Annotated in this window: 16 protein-coding genes and 2 pseudogenes; 11 read left to right on the top strand and 7 right to left on the bottom strand. The window is 65.2% G+C overall.

All coding sequences use genetic code 11. From position 1 onward, the window contains the following. Window positions 1–63 precede the first annotated feature (63 nt). From AC51GT_RS09670 to AC51GT_RS09660, 3 genes are all read left to right on the top strand, one after another. Entirely contained in the window at window positions 64–1,518 is a 1,455-nt protein-coding gene (locus AC51GT_RS09670) for a phytoene desaturase family protein (RefSeq protein ID WP_496328613.1), read from the top strand. Next, a complete protein-coding gene (locus AC51GT_RS09665) occupies window positions 1,515–2,309 on the top strand; it encodes an LLM class F420-dependent oxidoreductase (protein WP_496324289.1) in 795 nt (264 codons plus the stop codon). The genes AC51GT_RS09670 and AC51GT_RS09665 overlap by 4 nt, the downstream gene beginning before the upstream one ends. 139 nt (window positions 2,310–2,448) lie before the next feature. Then, on the top strand, window positions 2,449–3,993 hold the full coding sequence (locus AC51GT_RS09660) for a hypothetical protein (protein ID WP_496328612.1): 1,545 nt from the start codon (window positions 2,449–2,451) through the stop codon (window positions 3,991–3,993). Between the two features lie 16 nt (window positions 3,994–4,009). Here the strand turns inward: AC51GT_RS09660 and AC51GT_RS09655 are convergent, their stop codons facing one another. The 3 genes from AC51GT_RS09655 to AC51GT_RS09645 all read right to left on the bottom strand — a co-directional run bounded on the left by AC51GT_RS09655 (window position 4,010) and on the right by AC51GT_RS09645 (window position 6,930). After that, window positions 4,010–4,690, bottom strand: a complete 681-nt coding sequence (locus AC51GT_RS09655) for an ABC transporter ATP-binding protein (RefSeq protein ID WP_496328611.1) — start codon at window positions 4,688–4,690, stop codon at window positions 4,010–4,012. Further along, window positions 4,687–5,817 (bottom strand): ABC transporter permease, encoded by a 1,131-nt coding sequence (locus AC51GT_RS09650; RefSeq protein ID WP_496328821.1) that lies wholly within the window; start codon window positions 5,815–5,817, stop codon window positions 4,687–4,689. The genes AC51GT_RS09655 and AC51GT_RS09650 overlap by 4 nt, the downstream gene beginning before the upstream one ends. Before the next feature lie 192 nt (window positions 5,818–6,009). Continuing rightward, window positions 6,010–6,930 (bottom strand): alpha/beta hydrolase, encoded by a 921-nt coding sequence (locus tag AC51GT_RS09645; protein WP_496328610.1) that lies wholly within the window; start codon window positions 6,928–6,930, stop codon window positions 6,010–6,012. Window positions 6,931–7,023: 93 nt separating this feature from the next. Between AC51GT_RS09645 and AC51GT_RS09640 the strand changes: the two genes are divergently transcribed. Beyond that, entirely contained in the window at window positions 7,024–8,325 is a 1,302-nt protein-coding gene (locus AC51GT_RS09640) for a TrpB-like pyridoxal phosphate-dependent enzyme (protein ID WP_496324285.1), read from the top strand. Window positions 8,326–8,463: 138 nt separating this feature from the next. Here AC51GT_RS09640 and AC51GT_RS09635 read toward each other — a convergent pair whose 3' ends face one another. Both AC51GT_RS09635 and AC51GT_RS09630 read right to left on the bottom strand, forming a co-directional pair. After that, window positions 8,464–9,561, bottom strand: a complete 1,098-nt coding sequence (locus tag AC51GT_RS09635; RefSeq protein ID WP_496324284.1) for an inositol-3-phosphate synthase — start codon at window positions 9,559–9,561, stop codon at window positions 8,464–8,466. Further along, on the bottom strand, window positions 9,554–10,195 hold the full coding sequence (locus AC51GT_RS09630) for a PadR family transcriptional regulator (RefSeq protein ID WP_496328609.1): 642 nt from the start codon (window positions 10,193–10,195) through the stop codon (window positions 9,554–9,556). Before AC51GT_RS09630 ends, AC51GT_RS09635 begins: the two co-directional genes overlap by 8 nt. Window positions 10,196–10,503: 308 nt before the next feature. On the opposite strand from AC51GT_RS09630, the pseudogene AC51GT_RS09625 reads away from it, so the two are divergent. The 3 genes and pseudogenes from AC51GT_RS09625 to AC51GT_RS09615 form a co-directional block, all read left to right on the top strand. Then, window positions 10,504–10,893, top strand: a pseudogene (locus AC51GT_RS09625) (DUF5318 family protein); the annotation flags it as partial. Window positions 10,894–11,084: 191 nt separating this feature from the next. Beyond that, a complete protein-coding gene (locus AC51GT_RS09620; protein ID WP_496324282.1) occupies window positions 11,085–13,244 on the top strand; it encodes a transglycosylase domain-containing protein in 2,160 nt (719 codons plus the stop codon). Between the two features lie 115 nt (window positions 13,245–13,359). Beyond that, entirely contained in the window at window positions 13,360–14,958 is a 1,599-nt protein-coding gene (locus tag AC51GT_RS09615; RefSeq protein ID WP_496328820.1) for a glycosyltransferase family 87 protein, read from the top strand. 11 nt (window positions 14,959–14,969) lie between these two features. Here AC51GT_RS09615 and AC51GT_RS09610 read toward each other — a convergent pair whose 3' ends face one another. After that, window positions 14,970–15,578, bottom strand: a complete 609-nt coding sequence (locus tag AC51GT_RS09610; protein ID WP_496328608.1) for a GNAT family N-acetyltransferase — start codon at window positions 15,576–15,578, stop codon at window positions 14,970–14,972. After that, the gene (locus AC51GT_RS09605; RefSeq protein ID WP_496328607.1) at window positions 15,575–17,032 is read right to left on the bottom strand and encodes a hypothetical protein; all 1,458 of its coding nucleotides are present in this window, start codon (window positions 17,030–17,032) and stop codon (window positions 15,575–15,577) included. Before AC51GT_RS09605 ends, AC51GT_RS09610 begins: the two co-directional genes overlap by 4 nt. Window positions 17,033–17,204: 172 nt before the next feature. Here AC51GT_RS09605 and rpsF point away from each other — a divergent pair. The 4 genes and pseudogenes from rpsF to rplI all read left to right on the top strand — a co-directional run. Further along, window positions 17,205–17,480, top strand: a pseudogene (gene rpsF, locus AC51GT_RS09600) (30S ribosomal protein S6); the annotation flags it as partial. A gap of 243 nt (window positions 17,481–17,723) precedes the next feature. After that, window positions 17,724–18,257, top strand: coding sequence for a single-stranded DNA-binding protein (locus AC51GT_RS09595; protein WP_496324279.1), 534 nt, complete (start codon window positions 17,724–17,726; stop codon window positions 18,255–18,257). A gap of 67 nt (window positions 18,258–18,324) precedes the next feature. After that, complete coding sequence (rpsR, locus tag AC51GT_RS09590) at window positions 18,325–18,588, top strand: 30S ribosomal protein S18 (protein WP_020106984.1); 264 nt, start codon at window positions 18,325–18,327, stop codon at window positions 18,586–18,588. A gap of 18 nt (window positions 18,589–18,606) precedes the next feature. After that, a complete protein-coding gene (rplI, locus tag AC51GT_RS09585) occupies window positions 18,607–19,062 on the top strand; it encodes a 50S ribosomal protein L9 (RefSeq protein ID WP_496324278.1) in 456 nt (151 codons plus the stop codon).

Raw genomic sequence — 19,062 nt, 5'->3', positions numbered from 1 at the left:
GCGCCCGAACCCGGGGTGAATCGGTGGTTAAGTCTTGGCATTTGGGGTCTACCGTTGATGGGCATGGGAGCAGACGGGTACGACGCAGTGGTTGTGGGATCGGGTCCGAACGGGCTGTCCGCGGCCGTCACCTTGGCCAAGACGGGCCGCAAGGTGCTCGTACTGGAGTCGCATCCCTCGATCGGTGGCGGGACACGGACCGCCGAACTGACCGAGCCGGGCTTTCGTCACGATGTGTGTTCGGTGGTGCATCCGACCGGTATGGCCTCCCCGGCGTTCAATTCGATGGACCTGACCCGGCACGGCCTGCAGTGGCTGGTGCCCGAGATCGGTGTGTCGCACGTGTTCGGTGACGGCACCGCTCTGCCGCTGTACACCGACCTCGCCCGGAGCAAGGAGTTCCTCGGTCGCGACGCCCGGGCCTGGTCGGCCACCGTGGGTTACGCCGCGGCGCACTCGGCGGATCTGATCGCCGATTTCTTCGGCCCCTTCCGTGTACCCCGGCACCCGCTGGCCGCCGCACATTTCGGTCCGCTGGCCCTGCTCAGTGCAGATGCGTTCAACAAGATCATGTTTCGGGACCCGCGGACGCGCACGGTGTTCTCCTCGATCGCCACCCATGTGGTCCGGCCGCCCGATGAGATCGCGACGGCCGCGGTGGGACTGCTCCTCGCGATGCTGGTGCATTCCGGCGGTTGGCCACTGGCGCAAGGGGGTAGTCAGGCGGTTGCCGATTCACTTGCCGGTGCACTCCGCGAGCATGGTGGGCACATCGAGACCGACCATCCCGTCCACAAGTTCGACGATTTGCCGGATGCCCCGCTCAAGCTCTTCGACATCGACCCCCGGCAGTTCGCCACCATCATGGGCCACCGACTGCCGGCCCGCTATCGTCGCCGGCTCGCGAAGTTCCGGTTCGGCCCGGGCACCTTCAAGGTCGACTTCGCCTTGTCCGAACCGATCCCATGGACCGACCCGCATACCGGATCCGCGGTCACGTTCCATCTGGCCGAGAACGAACAACAGATCCGCGCCAACGAGAAAGACGTGCAGGCCGGCCGGATACCGCAGCGTCCGAACCTGATCGGTGGCACGCCGACCGTGCTGGACCCGACGAGGGCTCCCGCCGGCAAGCACGTGGCCTGGGCATACTGCCACGTGCCGCATGGTTGCGACGTCGACCTGACGGCTGCCGTGGAGGCGGAGATCGAGCGGTGTGCACCGGGTTTTCGGGACGTCGTGCTCGCGCGGCACGCCATGACGGCGAAGCAGTATTCCGTGTACAACCCGAATTACGTAGGTGGCGACATCAATTCGGGCATTTCGGATCTCCGTCAGCAGTTCACCAGGCCGGTCGCGGCCCGGGTGCCCTACGCGACGCCGGTGCGGGGTGTGTTCCTGTGTTCGTCGTCCACCCCTCCCGGCGGTGGTGTGCACGGGATGTGTGGCATGTACGCCGCCGAAGCCGCGATCACTCAGGAGAATTCGGGACGGAACTCAGGCAGACTGAATTCATGACTGCACCCATTCAGATCGCTGTTCAGCTGCAACCACAACATGCCCGGTACTCCGACATCCGCGACGCCGTTCTGCGGGCAGAGGATGCCGGGGTCGACATCGCGTTCAACTGGGATCACTTCTTCCCGCTCTACGGAGAGCGCGACGGGGAGCACTTCGAGTGTTGGACGATGCTCGGAGCGTGGGCGGAACAGACGTCGAACATCCAGATCGGCGCGCTGGTCACCTGCAACAGTTACCGGAATCCGGACCTGCTCGCCGATATGGCCCGCACGGTCGACCACATCTCGGATGGACGGCTGATCCTGGGCATCGGATCAGGTTGGTTCGAGCGCGACTACACCGAGTACGGGTACGAATTCGGGACCGCGGGTGGCCGGCTCGATGCGCTCGGTGAGGCGCTGCCCCGGATCAAGGACCGGTTCGCGAAACTCAACCCGGCGCCGACCCGCGAGATCCCGATCCTGATCGGCGGTGGCGGTGAGAAGAAGACGCTGAAGTACGTGGCCCAGCACGCCAACATCTGGCATTCCTTTGTCGACGTCCAGACCTACCGTCACAAGGCGCAGGTACTGGCCGATCACTGCGCCGCGGTCGGACGCGATCCGAACGAGATCGTCCGGTCGACCGAGCTGTCCGAGGCCGAGACCCCCGCCGCCGCCGTGACGATGGCCGACGGCCTGGCCGACGAGGGCGTGACGCTGTTCACCGTTGGTCTGAACGGCCCGAGTTACAACATGTCGCTGGTCACCGAGCTGTGTGCGTGGCGCGACCGGCGCAACAGCGCGTAACGACCCCCTCCGAGAGGGCGATCACCCACACAGACGTGCGGCGGGTGTACGTCGGCGATAATGGTCGGCAAACGTCCGGTGGGTATGTCGCCCGCGGCGGGCGATAGGCTCGGCGAGACAGGTGACGAGGTGAGTTGCGGTGACCTACTGGTCGACGTCGCAGTCCCGCCTGTTGCCCGAAGCCGAGTTCATCGCCGCCATCGGGCAGTCCGCCGCGGCGGTGGCGCCGCCCGGGGCCGTCGGCGCGAAGATCTGTTTCGGTTTCGCCGGGACCTCGACCCGGTACACACTGACCTACTTCGGGCAGGTGCCGCCCACCCCGGTGCCGGCGCCGCCGGTCACGCTGGAACTGGCCAGAGACCTGCGGGTCGGGCGCTATCAGGCCGGGCTCGATGCGGCGCTCTCCGTGGAGATGACACTGAGTGCCGCCCCGCCGGTGGTGCGGTACGACCATGGCGAGATGGGACCCATCGACCCGGGACTGATCTTCGACCCGGACTCCTACCGGGACGACCTGCTCCGGTATCCACGAACCGCGCCGCAATGGCTGATCGACTACGTCGGTGGGATTCCGCTGGCGCAGTTGCTCTCTGGTACATATTTTCCGTTTCCGGGCCCGGGTTCGGTGCCTTCGCGCGCCACCGATCCGGCGTCGGCCGTGGCCATCGCACTGGACTTCATCCGCGTGCGCCGGGTGGACTTCGCCGGGCACAATCTGTATTCCCTGACCGCACAACGCATACAGGCCGGTTGGCGGGTGTTCACCCGCGCGCCGGCCGACCCGTCGCGCGCCGGTGGTCAGATGCGGTTGATCTTTCTGGTCGCCGACGACGGTGTTGTCGAAATTCCCGCCCTGGCAATGACTCCCGACGCGAACGAGTTGGCGTTCACCCAGCGTGCATTCCAGCGCGCGCATCAGGCGAGCCGGCTGCCGTCAGCTCCGGCCCCGGTGCAGTACGGCGGTGTTGCGGTCGCGACCCGCGGGGAGCCGGAGTCGACCGCCGACGTACCGGGAGCGCGCGAGGCCCAAACGGCCCGGGACAACCTGTGGCGCAGTGTCGGACAGGTGTACGAACCGCTGCTCCCGCCGCTGGACGCCGACGGCGTGCTCTGGCCGGGCGGGACCCGGGCGTACCGGGTGGTGCGACGCGTTCGGACCACGCTGCTCGCCACCGACGGGATGTCGGCACCGAGCCTGACCGGCGGTGGAACCAGCACCGTGTACGGTCCGGTGCCGGGTGGCTCGATGGTCGGTGTGGGAGCGGAGTTCTTCCTGGAGTCGGTCGATCCGGGACTGCGGGCCGATGAGAGTGTCCGCGAGCATTGGCTTTTCGGGGTGCTCTCGGCAGTTGCGGAACGGGCGGCCACCGACGGTTCGGATTTCGTTCGCTCGATCACGGCCGCACCCGAGGCGGTGTACGTGGAACTACCGGGCCTGGCCGGTCCCCGGGAATGGCTGGTGAACGGCACCGCCGGTGTCCTTCTGGGCAACAAGGGGTGGGGCGCGCCAAGCGGTTTCGACACCCCGCTGGGCCGCGTCGCGCTGATCACGGTGACGGTCCTGCGGGCCAGCGAATCGGTGACCACGTCGGCCTGGCCGTCGGCGGCCGGTGAGATCTTCCGGCAGCTCGACGCCCGGCGCGTCGGGCACTACTTCGATCCGGATCGGGTCGCGATCTATTAGGCAGCCCCCGGGACCGTCAACGCACCGGTGTGAGGCGCCCGTCGATCATCTCGACCACCCGATCGCAGTGGGAAAGGACATCGTGATCGTGGGTCACCATGATGGTGGCAACGTTTGCGCGGTGGGTCTCTTCGGCGAGCACCTGCACCACCTCGTGGCTGCGCTTGCGGTCGAGTGCGGCGGTTGGTTCGTCGACGAGCAGCAATGACGGCTCGGTGACCAGGGCACGGGCGATGCCCACCCGCTGACGTTCACCACCGGACAGCTGGCCCGGCCGCTTGTCGAGCCGATGACTCATGCCGACCGCCTCCAGCAACGGGAGGGGATCGCGGCCCCGGCGCCCGGTGATCGTCGGCATCAGGCGCAGCTGATCGAGTGTGGTCAGCGACGGCACCAGGTTGGCGGTCTGGAACACGAACCCGATGTGGTCGCGGCGGATCTTCGTCAGCTTCTTCGCCGTAACCCCGCTCAGGTCGGTCCCGGCCAGGTGAACCGAGCCTGTGGTGGGGACGGTCAGCCCGCCGGCAACCGCGAGCAGGGTCGACTTGCCAGACCCGGAAGGCCCGACAATGGCGACCAGCTCGCCGGGGGTGACCTGCAGGTTCACGTTGTCCAGGGCGGTGATCGAACTGTCGCCGTCCCCGAAGGTCAGTGTGACGTCGCGGAGTTCGAGGCCCGCGGTTCCGGTGGTGGTCATCGGTTCTCCCCCAGGGCGGTCAGTGGATTGATGCGGGCGACTCGGATCACCGCGACAGCCGCGCCGAGTAGTCCCAGGACGATCAGCAGGACCGCGCCCCGGAGAATGGGCCCGGCTTGCATGGAGAAGGGCATCCCGGTTCCGCTGAGCCCGGATCCGAACCCGACGCCGATGCCGACTCCCACGGCGACGGAGCCGAGAAGGACGAATGTTGCCTGCAGGATGCTGTCCCTGAGCAGGTACGGCGTCGAGGCACCGAGTGCGCGTAGGAGTGCAAGTTCTCGCGTGCGTTGCACGGTCCAGATCGTGAAGAAGGCCCCGACCACCAGTGCCGAGATCGCGTACAGGAACGCGGTGATCATCGACATGGTCATCGTCTCCGCCGCGTATCCGGGTGAGGCATCGAACGCGTCCTCGAGGCTCTTCGACGATGTGCCCGCCGCGGCATCACCGGATGTCAGTTCGGGCAGCTGGTTCGAGGTTCCTTCGATCGCGACCACGCTGGCCTCATCGTAGATCCGTGGGTCGAAGGAACCGTCGCTGTCGCCGCCGCTGTTGATCTCCTGCCAGGTGGTCAGTGGGACATAGGCGATGTCGACGTGGCCGAATGTGCGCTTGTCCGCGGTGAATCCGACAACGTTGAGTTCGGTGCCGATGCGATCGATCGTGATCCGGTCGCCGATCTCGACACCCTCGTCGCGGGCAGTCGAACTGACGATGATGTCGTTTGGTCCGGCGATGGCGGTGCCTTCGGCGGCCTCGGGTTCGAGAAATGAACCAGGGGTCACGCCGAACAGTGTCAGGTCAACGGGCGTGCCATCACTGTTGTGCGCGTTGACGATCGAGTTGCCCATCAGTTCGGCGTGCTCGACGTCGGGTTGCTGCGCCCACGTTTCGGCCTGCGTTTGGGTGACCACCGACCGGGAGAATGCCGAGTCGGTCTTGGTGCCCTCGGCGAATGCGAATGCCTGTACCGGACTGCGCTGAAGGCCGGAGACACCGTCGTCGACGAGGCCGGTGGACAATCCGGAGAGAATCACCATGAGGACCGAGATCAACGCGACGACCGCCCCCATCAACAGGAAACGTGTGCGCGCGTAGATCAGCTCGCGAACTGCCAGGAACATCCGAAACTCCTTGCCGATGAGCGCGGGCAGAAGAACGCTGTGCTCACCGTCGACCAGGGGGGTGACAGGGGTACTCGGGAGCAGTCCGGCCGGGGGCATGTTCCCGCCTTGCCGATCCGAGATCGCGTCCGGATTGTTCCGCCGGGTAACCCTACTACGGCAAGTAGTAGTTGTTCGGGGCGGCTCTGCCGGTCACTGGTCGGGCAGTCTCGGCCGCCCGTCCGTGCGGAGTGCGTGACGCATGGCGTCGGTCTGGGCAGCCAAGAATTCGCGGACGACGGGCGCACGGTGGCCGACCGCGTCGAAACCGTGGAAAGCCCCGGACACGACCTCCAACGTGCAGGGCACTCCCGCTGCCTCCAGCCGCGCGGCGTAGGTCCGGTCCTCTTCGAAGAACAGGTCCAGTGATCCGACTCCGATCCAGGCCGGGGCCAGACCGGTCAGATCGGTGCGACGGGCCGGAACCGCGACGTCGGGCGAGGTATCACCGAGGTAGCTCTCCCAGCCGAACCGGTTGCTCGCCGCGTTCCACAACCGGTGGTTCTTGTCGGGCGTGCCCGAGCGATCGTCGAGCATCGGATAGATCAGCAACTGCAGGATCGGGGTGATCTGGCCGCGGTCGTGGGCAAAGGCCGCGACCGTCGCGGCCAGTCCGCCGCCTGCGCTGGCACCGCCGACCACGATCCGGTCGACGTCGACCTCCGGCCGTTCGGCAAGCCAGCGCAGCGCGGCATAGCAGTCCTCCGCGGGGACGGGATAGGGGTGTTCCGGGGCGAGCCGGTACTCCACAGAGGCCACGGTGGCGCCGAGTGCGTCGGCAAAATGCTTGCAGGTGGCGTCATCCTGCGCCGCGGTGCCGATCACCATGCCGCCGCCGTGGATCCACAGGACCGCGGGCCCCGGGACGGTGGCCGGTTTGGTGGGACGGAACAACCGGACACTCACGCCGGGAGCGACCTGATGGACCGTGGCGGCGGAACTGCCGCGGATCAGTTTGGTCAGCGACCGGATCACCGGCACGGTCCTGGGTCCGACCAGTCGCTGCGGGATGAACAGCGAATACAGGCGCAGGTCAGGGTGGAATGCCCGGCGATTTCGGATGCGGTTGATCATCACGTCGGATGCTAGCCGGGTAACGCCGCCGGCCGTCTGGGTTTCGGGGTAACCCCCGTGACCGTGGACGGGGGTACGCCTAAAGTCGTGTGCATGACCATTGACACCCCCGTAGCCAGTCGTGACCTGATCAGTGTGGATGTCCCGACCCACTGGTACAACCTGGCAGCGGAGTTGCCCGAGCCGATCCCGCCGCATCTGCATCCCGGCACCAGGGAACCGGTCGGCCCTGACGATCTCGCGCCGCTGTTCCCGTCGGGCCTCATCGCGCAGGAGGTGTCGACCGAGCCCTACATCGAGATCCCCGAACCGGTCCGTGAGGTCTACAAGATGTGGCGGCCCTCGCCGCTGATCCGGGCCCGCCGCTTCGAGGAGGCGCTGAACACCAAGGCGCGGATCTACGTGAAGTACGAGGGGGTCAGCCCGGTCGGCAGCCACAAGACCAACTCGGCAGTGGCGCAGGCCTACTACAACTCGGTCGACGGCGTGACCCGCCTGACCACCGAGACCGGCGCCGGTCAGTGGGGTAGTGCCCTGGCTTTTGCCGGCGCGTTGTTCGGCATCGATGTCGAGGTATGGCAGGTGCGGGCCTCCTACGAGTCCAAGCCCTACCGCGGCTACCTCATCGAGACATACGGCGGCACATTGCATTCGAGCCCCTCGGAGTTGACCGAGGCCGGCCGCGCGATCCTGAAGGAGACACCGGACACCACCGGCAGCCTCGGGATGGCCGTCAGCGAGGCCGTCGAGGCGGCGGTGAAGGATCCCGGTGCGCGGTATGCACTCGGCAGCGTCCTCAATCACGTTGTGCTGCATCAGAGTGTGATCGGAGTGGAAGCCGTCGACCAGCTCGCGCTGGTGGAGTCCGGTGGCGCCGATTACGTCTTCGGTTGTGCCGGTGGCGGTTCCAACCTCGCCGGCCTGGCGTTCCCGTTCATCCGCGAGCAGATCCATGGCCGGTCGAACCCGAAGATCGTCGCCGCCGAGCCGGCCGCGTGCCCCTCGATCACGAAGGGTGAATACCGTTACGACCACGGCGATGTCGCCGGCCTGACGCCGCTGCTCAAGATGCACACGCTGGGTATGGATTTCGTGCCCGATCCAATTCACGCCGGCGGCCTGCGCTACCACGGCATGTCACCGGCGTTGAGCCACACCGTGGAACTCGGATACGTCTCCGGTGTTGCGATCGAGCAGAAGGACGCGTTTGCCGCCGGTGTGCTCTTCGCTCGGACGCAAGGCATCGTCCCGGCGCCGGAATCGACCCACGCGATCGCCGCAGCCGTCGACCGCGTCCGTGATTCCGACGCCGAAGAAGTGATCGTCATCGGCCTGAGCGGACACGGCCAACTCGACCTGCCCGCCTACTCGGCGTTCCTCAACGGAACGATGTAGCACCCCGATGATGTGGCCTTATGGCGTTGCCCACCTGGGCTTTTGATCGCCAAAAGGCCACATCATCGGGTTCGACGCCAAGAGCCGCACACCTCGAAAGGTGTGCGGCTCTTGGGTTGTGTCAGTTGTCGAGCTGGATCAGGCGTCTGCACCGATGATGAAGGCTTCGAGCTGGTCGCGCGCGACGTCGTCGGCGAGCTGCTCGGGCGGGCTCTTCATCAGGTAGGCCGAAGCCGGGAGGATCGGTCCACCGATGCCGCGGTCCTTGGCGATCTTGGCGGCGCGCACGGCGTCGATGATGATGCCTGCCGAGTTGGGGGAGTCCCAGACCTCGAGCTTGTACTCGAGGCTCAGCGGCACGTCACCGAAGGCGCGGCCTTCGAGGCGGACGTAGGCCCACTTGCGGTCATCGAGCCATGCGACGTGGTCCGAAGGTCCGATGTGGACGTTCTTGTCCTCGATCTTGTTGGCCAGCGCACCGGTCAGGTTCGAGGTCACAGCCTGCGTCTTCGAGACCTTCTTGGACTCCAGGCGCTCACGCTCGAGCATGTTCTTGAAGTCCATGTTGCCGCCGACGTTCAGCTGGTACGTGCGATCGAGCGTGACGCCACGATCTTCGAACAGCTTCGCCATGACGCGGTGGGTGATGGTGGCACCGACCTGGCTCTTGATGTCGTCGCCGACGATCGGAACACCGGCGTCGGTGAACTTCTTGGCCCAGACCGGGTCGCTGGCGATGAAGACGGGCAGTGCGTTGACGAACGCGACGTTGGCGTCGATGCAGCACTGTGCGTAGAACTTGTCGGCCTGTTCGGATCCGACGGGCAGGTACGAGACGAGGACGTCGACCTTGTTGTCCTTGAGCACCTGGACCACGTCGACGCCGTCGCCGTCGGCCTCGGTGATGGTCTCGCGGTAGTACTTGCCGAGGCCGTCCAGGGTGTGGCCGCGCAGGACGTTGACGCCGGTCGGCGGCACGTCAGCGATCTTGATGGTGTTGTTCTCGCTGGAGAAGATGGCGTCCGAGAGGTCGAATCCGACCTTCTTGGCGTCCACATCGAACGCGGCGACAAAGTTGACGTCGCGGACGTGGTACTTACCGAACTTCACGTGCATGAGGCCGGGAACGCTGGCGTTCTCGTCGGCATCCTTGTAGTACTGCACGCCCTGGACCAGGGATGAGGCGCAGTTTCCCACGCCAACAATCGCCACGCGAATTGAACTGTTGTCACCCATGGTCGGGTTCCCCTTCTTTGTGTGGTGTTACTGAGGTTGTTTCGGGTTCTGCAAAGACCGTTTCCGAGGGCAACGGTCCGGGATTTCTCGACGTGTCCGTCGAATCCTCGGTCCGTTCCGAGCTCTCGGCGGCGATGAGCTCGTTGAGCCAGCGGACTTCTCGTTCGCTCGACTCGAGACTCAACTGATGGAGCTGCTTGGTGTAGCGATCGACTGTGCGGTTCGAGCGACCGACAGCCTCTCGGAGACCCTCGCGGCGTTCTTCCACTTGCCGGCGCCGACCCTCGAGGATGCGCATGCGCGCCTCGGCGGGAGTCCGGCTGAAGAATGCGAGATGCACTCCGAAGCCATCGTCGGTGTAGTTCTGCGGGCCGGTGTCTGCGAGCAGTTCGGCGAACCGCTCCCGTCCCTTCGGGGTCAATGCGTAGACGCGGCGAGCGCGTCGCTTCAAAGTCCCGGGTGTGCCCGAATCCTCAGCGATCAAACCGTCTGCCTGCATTCGGCGCAGCGACGGGTACAGCGATCCATACGAAAACGCGCGGAATGCACCGAGCAGGCCGGTGAGCCGCTTACGCAGCTCGTAGCCGTGCATCGGAGACTCGAGGAGCAAGCCGAGTACTGCGAGTTCGAGCATATTCGGTCACACCTCCATCCGACGTGTTTCAGAAACCTGTAAGCCTGATGCTACACACGTATGTATCGCGCCGATATAACCGGTACCCCATACCGGCTTGACCTGCGCTGATCCCGCCCGCCCCTCCGCCGAGCGGGCCGAAAACACCGTCGAGCGGGCCGAAATTGCCGCCGAAACGGACAAGTTCGGCACGGTCGACGGTCATTTCGGCACGCTCGACGGGCGGGGGATATACCGCATCCGGAGCGACATCGCCGGACAACCACGAACGCCTGCTGGTCGGAGCCACGTACTCTTGACGAGTGCCAATGCAGCGACAGGTGGTGGACTACGCGCTACAGCGGAAGTCCCGGCTGGCCGAGGTCTACGCCGGGCGTACCGGTGTGGCCGAGGTCTGCGATGCCAGCCCCTATCTGCTGCGGGCGGCCAAGTTTCACGGTCTGACCAGCTCAGAACGATGCCCGATCTGCCGAAAAGAGCAGGTCACGATCGTTTCTTGGGTGTTCGGCGAGAAGCTTGGGCAGGTTTCGGGTTCGGCCCGTACAAATGAAGAGATTCAGCGCCTGGCGGCGAGCCAGGAGGAATTTTCGGTACACGTGGTGGAGGTGTGCCGCACGTGCAGCTGGAACCATCTGGTCCAGTCGTACGTGTCGGGATTGCCACCGCGACCGCCCGTACGCCGGACCCGCCGGGTTGCCGGCGGACGGGCATCGAAGAACACGACTACCGGTGATCCCGCGAAGGCGGACGCCGATAAAGGCCCAGCAGGAATGGGCACTGAAGGTATGGAGAAGTATCTGTGAGCAACGGCCCTGACGGACCGAACCGATCTGGATGGAACGCTGGCAACGGTGGCACCAGGCAATCTGCGTCCCCCGGTCGGAATCCGGTGCAGAAGAAGCGTGCGTGGCAGAAGGCGCTGGCCTGGGTCCTCGGCCTCGGTGGCGCCCTGTTGCCCGGCTTCGTCCTGGTGATGGCAGCGGTGTTCCTGTTCACCTACTCCGATGTGGCGGTCCCGGCCCCCGGTGACATCAAGCAGAGTCAGGTCGCGACAGTGGTCGACACCAACGGGGGTGAGATCGCCAGGATCATCCCGCCGGAGGGCAACCGCACCGACGTCGCGATCGAGGACATCCCGCTGGTACTCCAGCAGGCCGTCATCGCCGCCGAGGATCGTGAGTTCGAAGAGAACGCGGGCTTCTCCATCAGCGGATACGGGCGCGCCGCGCTCGGCAAGATCACCGGCAACGAGAGCGCCGGCGGTGGCTCGACCATCACCCAGCAGTACGTGAAGAACGTGCTCACCGGCGACGAGGCCAGCTACCAGCGCAAGTTCCGTGAGTTGGCGATCTCCACCAAGATGGCCAACGAGTGGTCCAAGCCGGAGATCATGGCCGCCTACCTCAACACCATCTACTTCGGCCGGGGCGCCTACGGCGTCGCCGCAGCATCGAAGGCGTACTTCAACAAGGACATCCGCGACATCACCTTGTCGGAGTCGGCAGTGCTCGCCAGCTCGATCCGGTCCCCTTCCTACTACGACCCGGCGACCAATCTCGAAGCAGCGCAGGTCCGCTGGCAGTACGTGCTCGACGGCATGGTCACCACCAAGGCGATCACCGAGGAGGAGGCTGCCGCGCAGCAGTACCCGACCGTGGTCGATCAGCAGGCACAGACCGGCGATCCGGCCAGTGACGGGCCGAACGGCCTGATCAAGCGCCAGGTGCTCGCCGAACTGGGCGGCCTCGACATCTCCGAGGACGAGATCCGTACCGGCGGACTGAGGATCACCACGACCATCGATCCGCAGGTCCAGAGCGCCAATGTCTCGGCGGCCAACAACTCGCTCGACGGTGAACCGAAGGATCTGCGGACCGCAGTGGTATCGGTCGATCCCAAGACCGGTGCTGTGAGGGGCTACTTCGGTGGCAACGACGGCAACGGTTTCGACTACGCACAGGCCGATCTGCAGACCGGTTCATCGTTCAAGGTGTTCGCGATGGTGGCCGCGCTCGAGCAGGGCATCGCGCTGTCGAAGACCTATAGTTCGGCGCCCTTCGAATCCGGCGGTGTCACCATCAACAACTCTGATGGCACCTCATGCGGTAGCTGCAACCTGGCCACCGCGATGAAGATGTCGCTCAACACGGTCTTCTACCGGCTGATGATGGACCTCAACGGTGGACCCACCGCGGTCGCCGATGCGGCTCACCGCGCCGGTATCCCGGAGACCCGGGCCGACGGCACCCCGACGCTGGAGAACCAGGACGGCAGTGGCGTCGAAGGCGGTGTGGTGCTCGGACAGTACGACTCCCGCGTGATCGACATGGCGTCGGCATACGCGACCCTGGCAGCCTCGGGCACCTATCACACGCCCCACTTCGTGCAGAAGGTCGAGAACTCGCAGGGTGAGGTGCTTTTCGAGCGCACCGACAACCAGGGCGAACGCCGGCTCCCCGCCGAGGTCGCCGACAACACCACCGCCGCACTCGAACCCATCGCCGCATACTCCAACGGCAATGCGCTCGATGGTGGTTCGCGGCCGTCGGCTGCCAAGACCGGCACCACGCAGCTCGGCGACACCGGTATGAACAAGGACGCCTGGATGGTGGGTTACACGCCGCAACTGTCCACCGCGGTCTGGGTCGGTACCGACAACGGCACCGAACTGGTCAACTACAACGGCTCCACGATCTACGGTTCCGGGCTGCCCGCGCAGATCTGGCGGACCGCCATGAACGCGGCGCTCGACGGCCAACCGATCGAGGACTTCCCGAAGCCGGCTGCAGTGGGCGGTATCTCGGGCATCCCGTACGAGGCACCGCCGACGTCCACGGCCACCTCCACCCGCACTGCGGCCCCGACGACCACCGAACCGGAGGAGACGGCGACGTCCCGACCCGGTGTGACGTTGGCGCCGGGCATCGTGATCCCGCTGCCCGGTGGCGGTGAGGCCGGCGAAGAGACCGAGACCGAGCCCGAACCCGAATCAGAGGCCGATCCGGAGTTGCCATCTGAAGAGGCCGGCCCGCCCACCAGGAATCCGTAGGCGGGTCGTGGCCACCGACGGCGATCCGGGGGGCTCTGCGGTGCCGACGGAACATCAAGGGCCGGACCAGGACACCGACGCCCGACACGCGAGCGACACGGACGAGACCGACGCGTTGAACTTGTTCGACACGCCTGCGGAGCCGGCATCGGATCGCCGTGAGGTGACCACCCGCGAGCTGCCCAGCCGCACCGACCCGATCGTCGCACCGGGCAGCATGGTGATCGGTGGCCCGATCGGCCTGCACGCGGTTGTCGGCCGCAGCCGCACCTGGACCCCGGTTCGGGTGCTGATGCTGATCGCGCTGGTGTTCCTGGCACTCGGTTGGTACGCCAAAGCCGGCTGCCTGCAACAGGCCCCCGATGCCGAGACCGGGGTCATGGGCCTGGACTGGGACAACCATCGGCAATACACCGCAATGTGTTATGCCGACACGATTCCGCTGTACAGCGCCGAGCGGCTCGATGTGGGCGCGTTCCCGTACAAATCGTCCTGGTATGAGGACGACGGGACGGGCGGGCAGCAGCAGCGGTTCATGGAGTACCCGGTCCTGACCGGAATGTTCATGTACGCGGCGGCGCAGACCGCGCACGGCTGGGAATGGGCGCACGAGAACTGGGGCGTCCCGGCGGCATTGGATGTCGTCCTGTTCTTCAATCTGGTCGCGCTGGGTCTGGCCCTGTGCTGGTTGGTGACCATCTGGGCGACGGCCCTGACCGCTTCGCGACGGGTGTGGGCGGCGGCGCTGGCCGCGGCCTCACCGCTGGTGATCGTGCACATCTTCACCAACTTCGATGCCATCGCCATCGCAGCGCTCTCGGTGGCCATGCTCGCGTGGTCGCGGCGAAACCCTTGGCTCACCGGCATTTTCCTGGGTATCGGCATGTCGGCCAAGCTGTATCCGGCGTTGTTGCTGATCCCGTTGCTGGTGCTGTGTCTGCGTGCGGGCAAGGTGCGCGACTTCCTGGTGACCGCGGCGCTGACGGCCGCTGCGTGGCTGCTGATCAACCTGCCGATCATGGTCACCCATTTCCGCGGCTGGACGGAGTTCTTCCGGTACAACTCGGATCGGGGCACCGACCCCGACACCCTGTTCAACGTCATCTCCGCGATCACCGGTTATCAGTGGGGCAATCAGCCGGGCCAGCCACCGACGCTGCTCAACGCCATCAGCATGGGACTGTTCATCCTGGTCGCCCTGGTGGTGGTGTTCATCGGGTTCCAGGCCCCGATGCGCCCGCGCCTGGCACAGTTGATGTTCCTGACCGTGGCCGGATTCCTGCTCGTGAACAAGGTGTGGAGTCCGCAGTACTCCCTGTGGTTGGTGCCGCTGGCGGTGCTGGCACTGCCGCACACCCGAATCTTGTTGTCCTGGATGTTGATCGACGCTCTGGTCTGGGTGCCCCGGATGATGTGGTACCTGTACAAGGAAACCGACGACGGGCTGCCCGAACAGTGGTTCCTGTCGGCGGTGGTGATCCGCGACGTTGCCGTGCTCGCGCTCTGCGCGATGGTGATCTGGCAGATCTATCACCCCACCTCCGACCTCGTCCGACGTGGCCGCGGGTGGCGCAGCATCGTCGTCGACGATCCCGGTGGCGGTGTTCTGGACCGAGCCGAAGACCGGATGCCGTGGCCGCGCCGGTCGACCAAAGCCGCACTCCGGGACAGTGATCAGCCCACCGAGGCGTTCGAGGTCGGTTCGCGGGCCTGACCGCGACGACGTCATCGCCGGACGCGCTGCTCCAGGACCTTCTTCGCCGTCGGCCAATCCTCGTCGGTCATCGCGTATTGGGCCGTGGTGCGCCACAACGACGGTCGCGGTCCGTTCGAGGTCTCCTCGGTGGGTCCGGGCAGTGGGCGGTGTTTGCGGAGGAGTCCCTCGAACGTGGCGCCCAGCTTGGTGATCCCGGCCCGCGACTGGGCATTTCGTTCGTCTGTATGCCAGATGATCCGTACTGCACCGAGCTGTTCGAAGGCGCGGTGCAGCAACAGGAGTTTGGCGTCCGGGTTGACCGTGGTGCCCTGTACTGCGGTCGAATACCAGGTGTGGCCGATGGCCACCGTCCAGCTCGCCGGATCGATGTCGTAGTAGCTGGTGGATCCGACGATCCGATCGGAGTCGCGGTCGATCACGGCGAAAGCCACCCGATCCGGGGTGTCGAGTGCGGTCTGGATGTACCGAACAGCGCTGTCCGCGCCGGTCGGAACCGTGGTCCATCGGTAGGCGTCCGGGCGATCGACCGCCGCGGACAGCTCGGGGGCGTCGGACAACTCCAACGGGCGCAGGGTGACCCGGGCTCCGGTCAGGACAGGCGCGGTGAACCAGCTCATGCCGGAACGGTAGTCTCCGGGACCTTCTCGGGTGAAGCGGTTTTCGGCGGTACCCGCAGGGGTGCCCCGACGAGGTGATAGATGAGGATCAGCAGACACAGCGCATGCGACCAGACGCCGAGCTGGACGCCGCCCATCACCCACCAGGTCATGTCGTCACCGCGGGTCAGGATGCCGAACATCCGGAAGATGGTGAGATCGAGTGCGACGTCGCCGATCAGATATGCCGCGATGATCCGCCAGTCGACGGCGAGCAGCACGAAGAAGGGCAGGATCCACAACGTGTACTGCGGTGAGTGCACTTTGTGGAAGAGCATGAAGGCGGCCAGCATCGCAGCGCTGGTCCCGATCCACGGGAAGACGTTGCCCCGCTGCCAATGCCGGACACCGAACCAGACCGCCGCGGCCATGCCGACGATGATCAACAGCGGTGAGGCCACCCCGACGAGCGAGTTGTAGAGACTGTCCGGGTCATGGGGTCCGTCGCCGGTGAGATGCCGAAGGCCCCAGTACCAGATGGAGTTGGTGTCGACGTCGGCCTTGCGTTTGCCCTGGAACGACAGGGAGGCCTTCCAGCCTTCGAAACCCGCGACCATGAACGGCAACTGGACGGCGACGACCGTTGCGATCGCGATCCCGACCACACCGCCGGCGCCCTTCCAGTCCAGATCGGATTTCGAGGCCCGCGCCCCGCGAGCGGCGCGGGTCAGGACGAAGATGGCCAGCGGCAGGACGAACAGGCCCGGATAGATCTTGAGACAGAACCCGATCGACAGGACAAACGACGTCCAGAAGGCGCTGGTCCGCAGCGACAACCACGGCAATCCGGTGCGGGGGTTGATGCGGGCGCCGAAGATCATGATCGCCACCGCGACCACGGTCGTCGCGACGACCGGCAGCTCCCAGTTGTGGAACGCATAGAGAATCAGTGCGGGTGTTGCGGCCCACAGCAGGACCCACCACCGCGCCAGCAGGGCCAGCAGGATGACGATCAGGACACCGAACGGTGCGATCAGCAGAGCCGACTGGAAGAGGAAGTCGCTGTCGGTGTGGGCGCCGCTGGCGCCGAGGTACATCAACAGACCCGAGAGCACCGGGTACTCGACCACGCCGCCGTACAACACGCCGTTCTCGGAGATGCCACCGTGGATGAACGGGAACACGTGGTTGTTGATGTCGCGGCCGATCCAGAGGAACTGCAGGTCCGAGTAACACGGCATCAGGATCTCGCCGGTCCCGACGGGCCAGTGGGCGCTGCGGCCGGACGCGTCGAACGGTGCTCCGCCGCAGGTGGCCTTGCCCAGATAGCCGAGCCACATGAACAGCGAACTGATCACCAGCGAGATCAGCAGGATCAAAACCAGTTCGCCGCGACCGGAACTCAGGCGCAGGCGCCAGGACGGTTTTTCGGAGGTCGTCAGCTCCCACGTTGAAGGGACCGGCGGCGAAGGCATGGGCTACAGGGTAGGAGATGGGGTGTCGCGTGGCCGTTGCCACCCATGGGGGCGGTCAGGATTTCGCTGGTCAGGGTCATCTGGGGTACCCTGGCTCGGTTGCCGACGCAGGCGACCCTCCTGCCACGGAACGTCCGTGGCCTACCTAGTCCATAGGAGGTGATGAGGTCTTATGCGTCATTACGAATTGATGGTCATCCTTGACCCCAACCTGGATGAGCGAACTGTTGCTCCTTCGTTGGATACTTTCCTCAATGTGATTCGCCAGGATGGCGGAAATGTTGCGGGCGTCGATGTCTGGGGCAAGCGTCGTCTTGCTTACGAAATCCTCAAGCACACCGAGGGTATCTACGCAGTCGTCGATCTGAACGCGGAACCGGCCACGGTCACCGAGCTCGATCGTCAGCTCAAGCTGAACGAATCGGTGCTTCGCACCAAGGTGATGCGCGTGGACGAGAAGGCCAAGGTGCGACGGGCGAAGATTGCTGCCAAGTTCGCTGCCAAGGCTGCGGCCAAGCCGCCGAAGGTAGCCAAGTAGCTACCCGGTGTTCTCGGAGAACCAAAGGCTCTCCGCGAACGTCCTAGTGCGTGTCGGTGCCGAGTTCTAGGCTTCCTCTCAGGCAGGGGGCCTCGCTCGGTGCACATCGACCCCAAACCACTGCGCAACCGCAACTGATCTCGGGAGATACACATGGCTGGCGATACCGTCATCACCGTCGTTGGAAACCTGACAGCCGATCCGGAACTACGGTTCACACCGTCCGGTGCCGCTGTCGCGAACTTCACCGTGGCTTCGACGCCGCGGACGTTTGACCGGCAGACCAATGACTGGAAAGACGGCGAAGCGCTGTTCATGCGGTGCAACATTTGGCGCGATGCCGCGGAAAATGTTGCCGAGTCTCTCACCAAGGGTTCGCGGGTGATCGTGTCCGGCCGGCTTAAGCAGCGGTCGTACGAAACCCGTGAGGGCGAGAAGCGGACGATAGTGGAACTAGAGGTCGACGAGATCGGTCCCTCACTTCGCTACGCCACCGCAAAGGTCAATCGGGCCTCACGCGGCGGCGGAACAGGCGGAGGTGGCGGCAACTTCGGGTCCGGCGGCGGCGGTGGAAACCGTGGCGGCGGCGGAGGTAACTCGAGTGCAGCTGCATCGAACGACGATCCGTGGGGCAGTGCTCCCGCGAGCGGATCGTTTGGTGGCGGGGACGACGAACCACCGTTCTGACGAACATTTCCAGACACCGATCGGGATGAAACCCGAGCCGTCTGAACATTTTTTGGAGTAAGTACACATGGCTGGAAAAGCTAAAGGCGGACGGAAGGTCCGTGGCGCAGAAAAGGTTGTCAAGGCCAAGGCCTGCACCTTCTGCAAAGAGAAGAACCTACTGATCGACTACAAGGACACCGCGCTGCTGCGTCGTTTCCTGTCGGACCGTGGCAAGATCCGCTCGCGTCGGGTCACCGGTAACTGCGTCCAGCACCAGCGTGACGTGGCCATCGCGGTGAAGAACTCGCGTGAAGTTGCCTTGCTGCCCTTCACTTCGACCTCTCGATAAGCGGAAAGGACCAAGAATATGAAACTGATCCTCACCGCAGAGGTTGAGAACCTGGGCACGCCCGGCGACACCGTCGAGGTCAAGGATGGCTACGGCCGTAACTTCCTGCTCCCGCGTGGACTGGCGATTGTTGCCACCAAGGGCGCAGAGAAGCAGGTCGAAGGCATCCGTCGTTCACGGGCTGCCCGCGAAGTCCGTGGCGTCGAACACGCCAACGAGATCAAGCAGGCCATCGAAGGACTCTCCGAGGTCAAGCTGGGCGTCAAGACCCACGACTCCGGCAAGCTGTTCGGTTCGGTGACCGCCAACGATGTCGTCGGCGCCATCAAGACCGCCGGTGGTCCGTCGCTCGACAAGCGGAGCATCAACCTGCCCAAGGGGCACATCAAGGCCACCGGTAAGTACCCGGTGGTGGTCAGCCTTCACAACGACATCGTTGCGAAGTTCGACCTGACCGTGGCTGCTGCCGAGTAG

The organism is Williamsia sp. z34, assembly GCF_059553395.1.
The sequence above is the reverse complement of the archived record's forward strand: the minus strand, read 5'-3'. Positions and strand labels throughout refer to the sequence as shown.

Coding starts and splice junctions, on each gene's coding strand:
- AC51GT_RS09670 (WP_496328613.1), top strand. CDS start 64: ATGGGAGCAGACGGGTACGACGCAGTGGTTGTGGGATCGGGTCCGAAC.
- AC51GT_RS09665 (WP_496324289.1), top strand. CDS start 1,515: ATGACTGCACCCATTCAGATCGCTGTTCAGCTGCAACCACAACATGCC.
- AC51GT_RS09655 (WP_496328611.1), bottom strand. CDS start 4,690: ATGACCACCACCGGAACCGCGGGCCTCGAACTCCGCGACGTCACACTG.
- AC51GT_RS09650 (WP_496328821.1), bottom strand. CDS start 5,817: ATGTTCCTGGCAGTTCGCGAGCTGATCTACGCGCGCACACGTTTCCTG.
- AC51GT_RS09645 (WP_496328610.1), bottom strand. CDS start 6,930: ATGATCAACCGCATCCGAAATCGCCGGGCATTCCACCCTGACCTGCGC.
- AC51GT_RS09640 (WP_496324285.1), top strand. CDS start 7,024: ATGACCATTGACACCCCCGTAGCCAGTCGTGACCTGATCAGTGTGGAT.
- AC51GT_RS09635 (WP_496324284.1), bottom strand. CDS start 9,561: ATGGGTGACAACAGTTCAATTCGCGTGGCGATTGTTGGCGTGGGAAAC.
- AC51GT_RS09630 (WP_496328609.1), bottom strand. CDS start 10,195: ATGCTCGAACTCGCAGTACTCGGCTTGCTCCTCGAGTCTCCGATGCAC.
- AC51GT_RS09610 (WP_496328608.1), bottom strand. CDS start 15,578: ATGAGCTGGTTCACCGCGCCTGTCCTGACCGGAGCCCGGGTCACCCTG.
- AC51GT_RS09605 (WP_496328607.1), bottom strand. CDS start 17,032: ATGCCTTCGCCGCCGGTCCCTTCAACGTGGGAGCTGACGACCTCCGAA.
- AC51GT_RS09595 (WP_496324279.1), top strand. CDS start 17,724: ATGGCTGGCGATACCGTCATCACCGTCGTTGGAAACCTGACAGCCGAT.
- rpsR (WP_020106984.1), top strand. CDS start 18,325: ATGGCTGGAAAAGCTAAAGGCGGACGGAAGGTCCGTGGCGCAGAAAAG.
- rplI (WP_496324278.1), top strand. CDS start 18,607: ATGAAACTGATCCTCACCGCAGAGGTTGAGAACCTGGGCACGCCCGGC.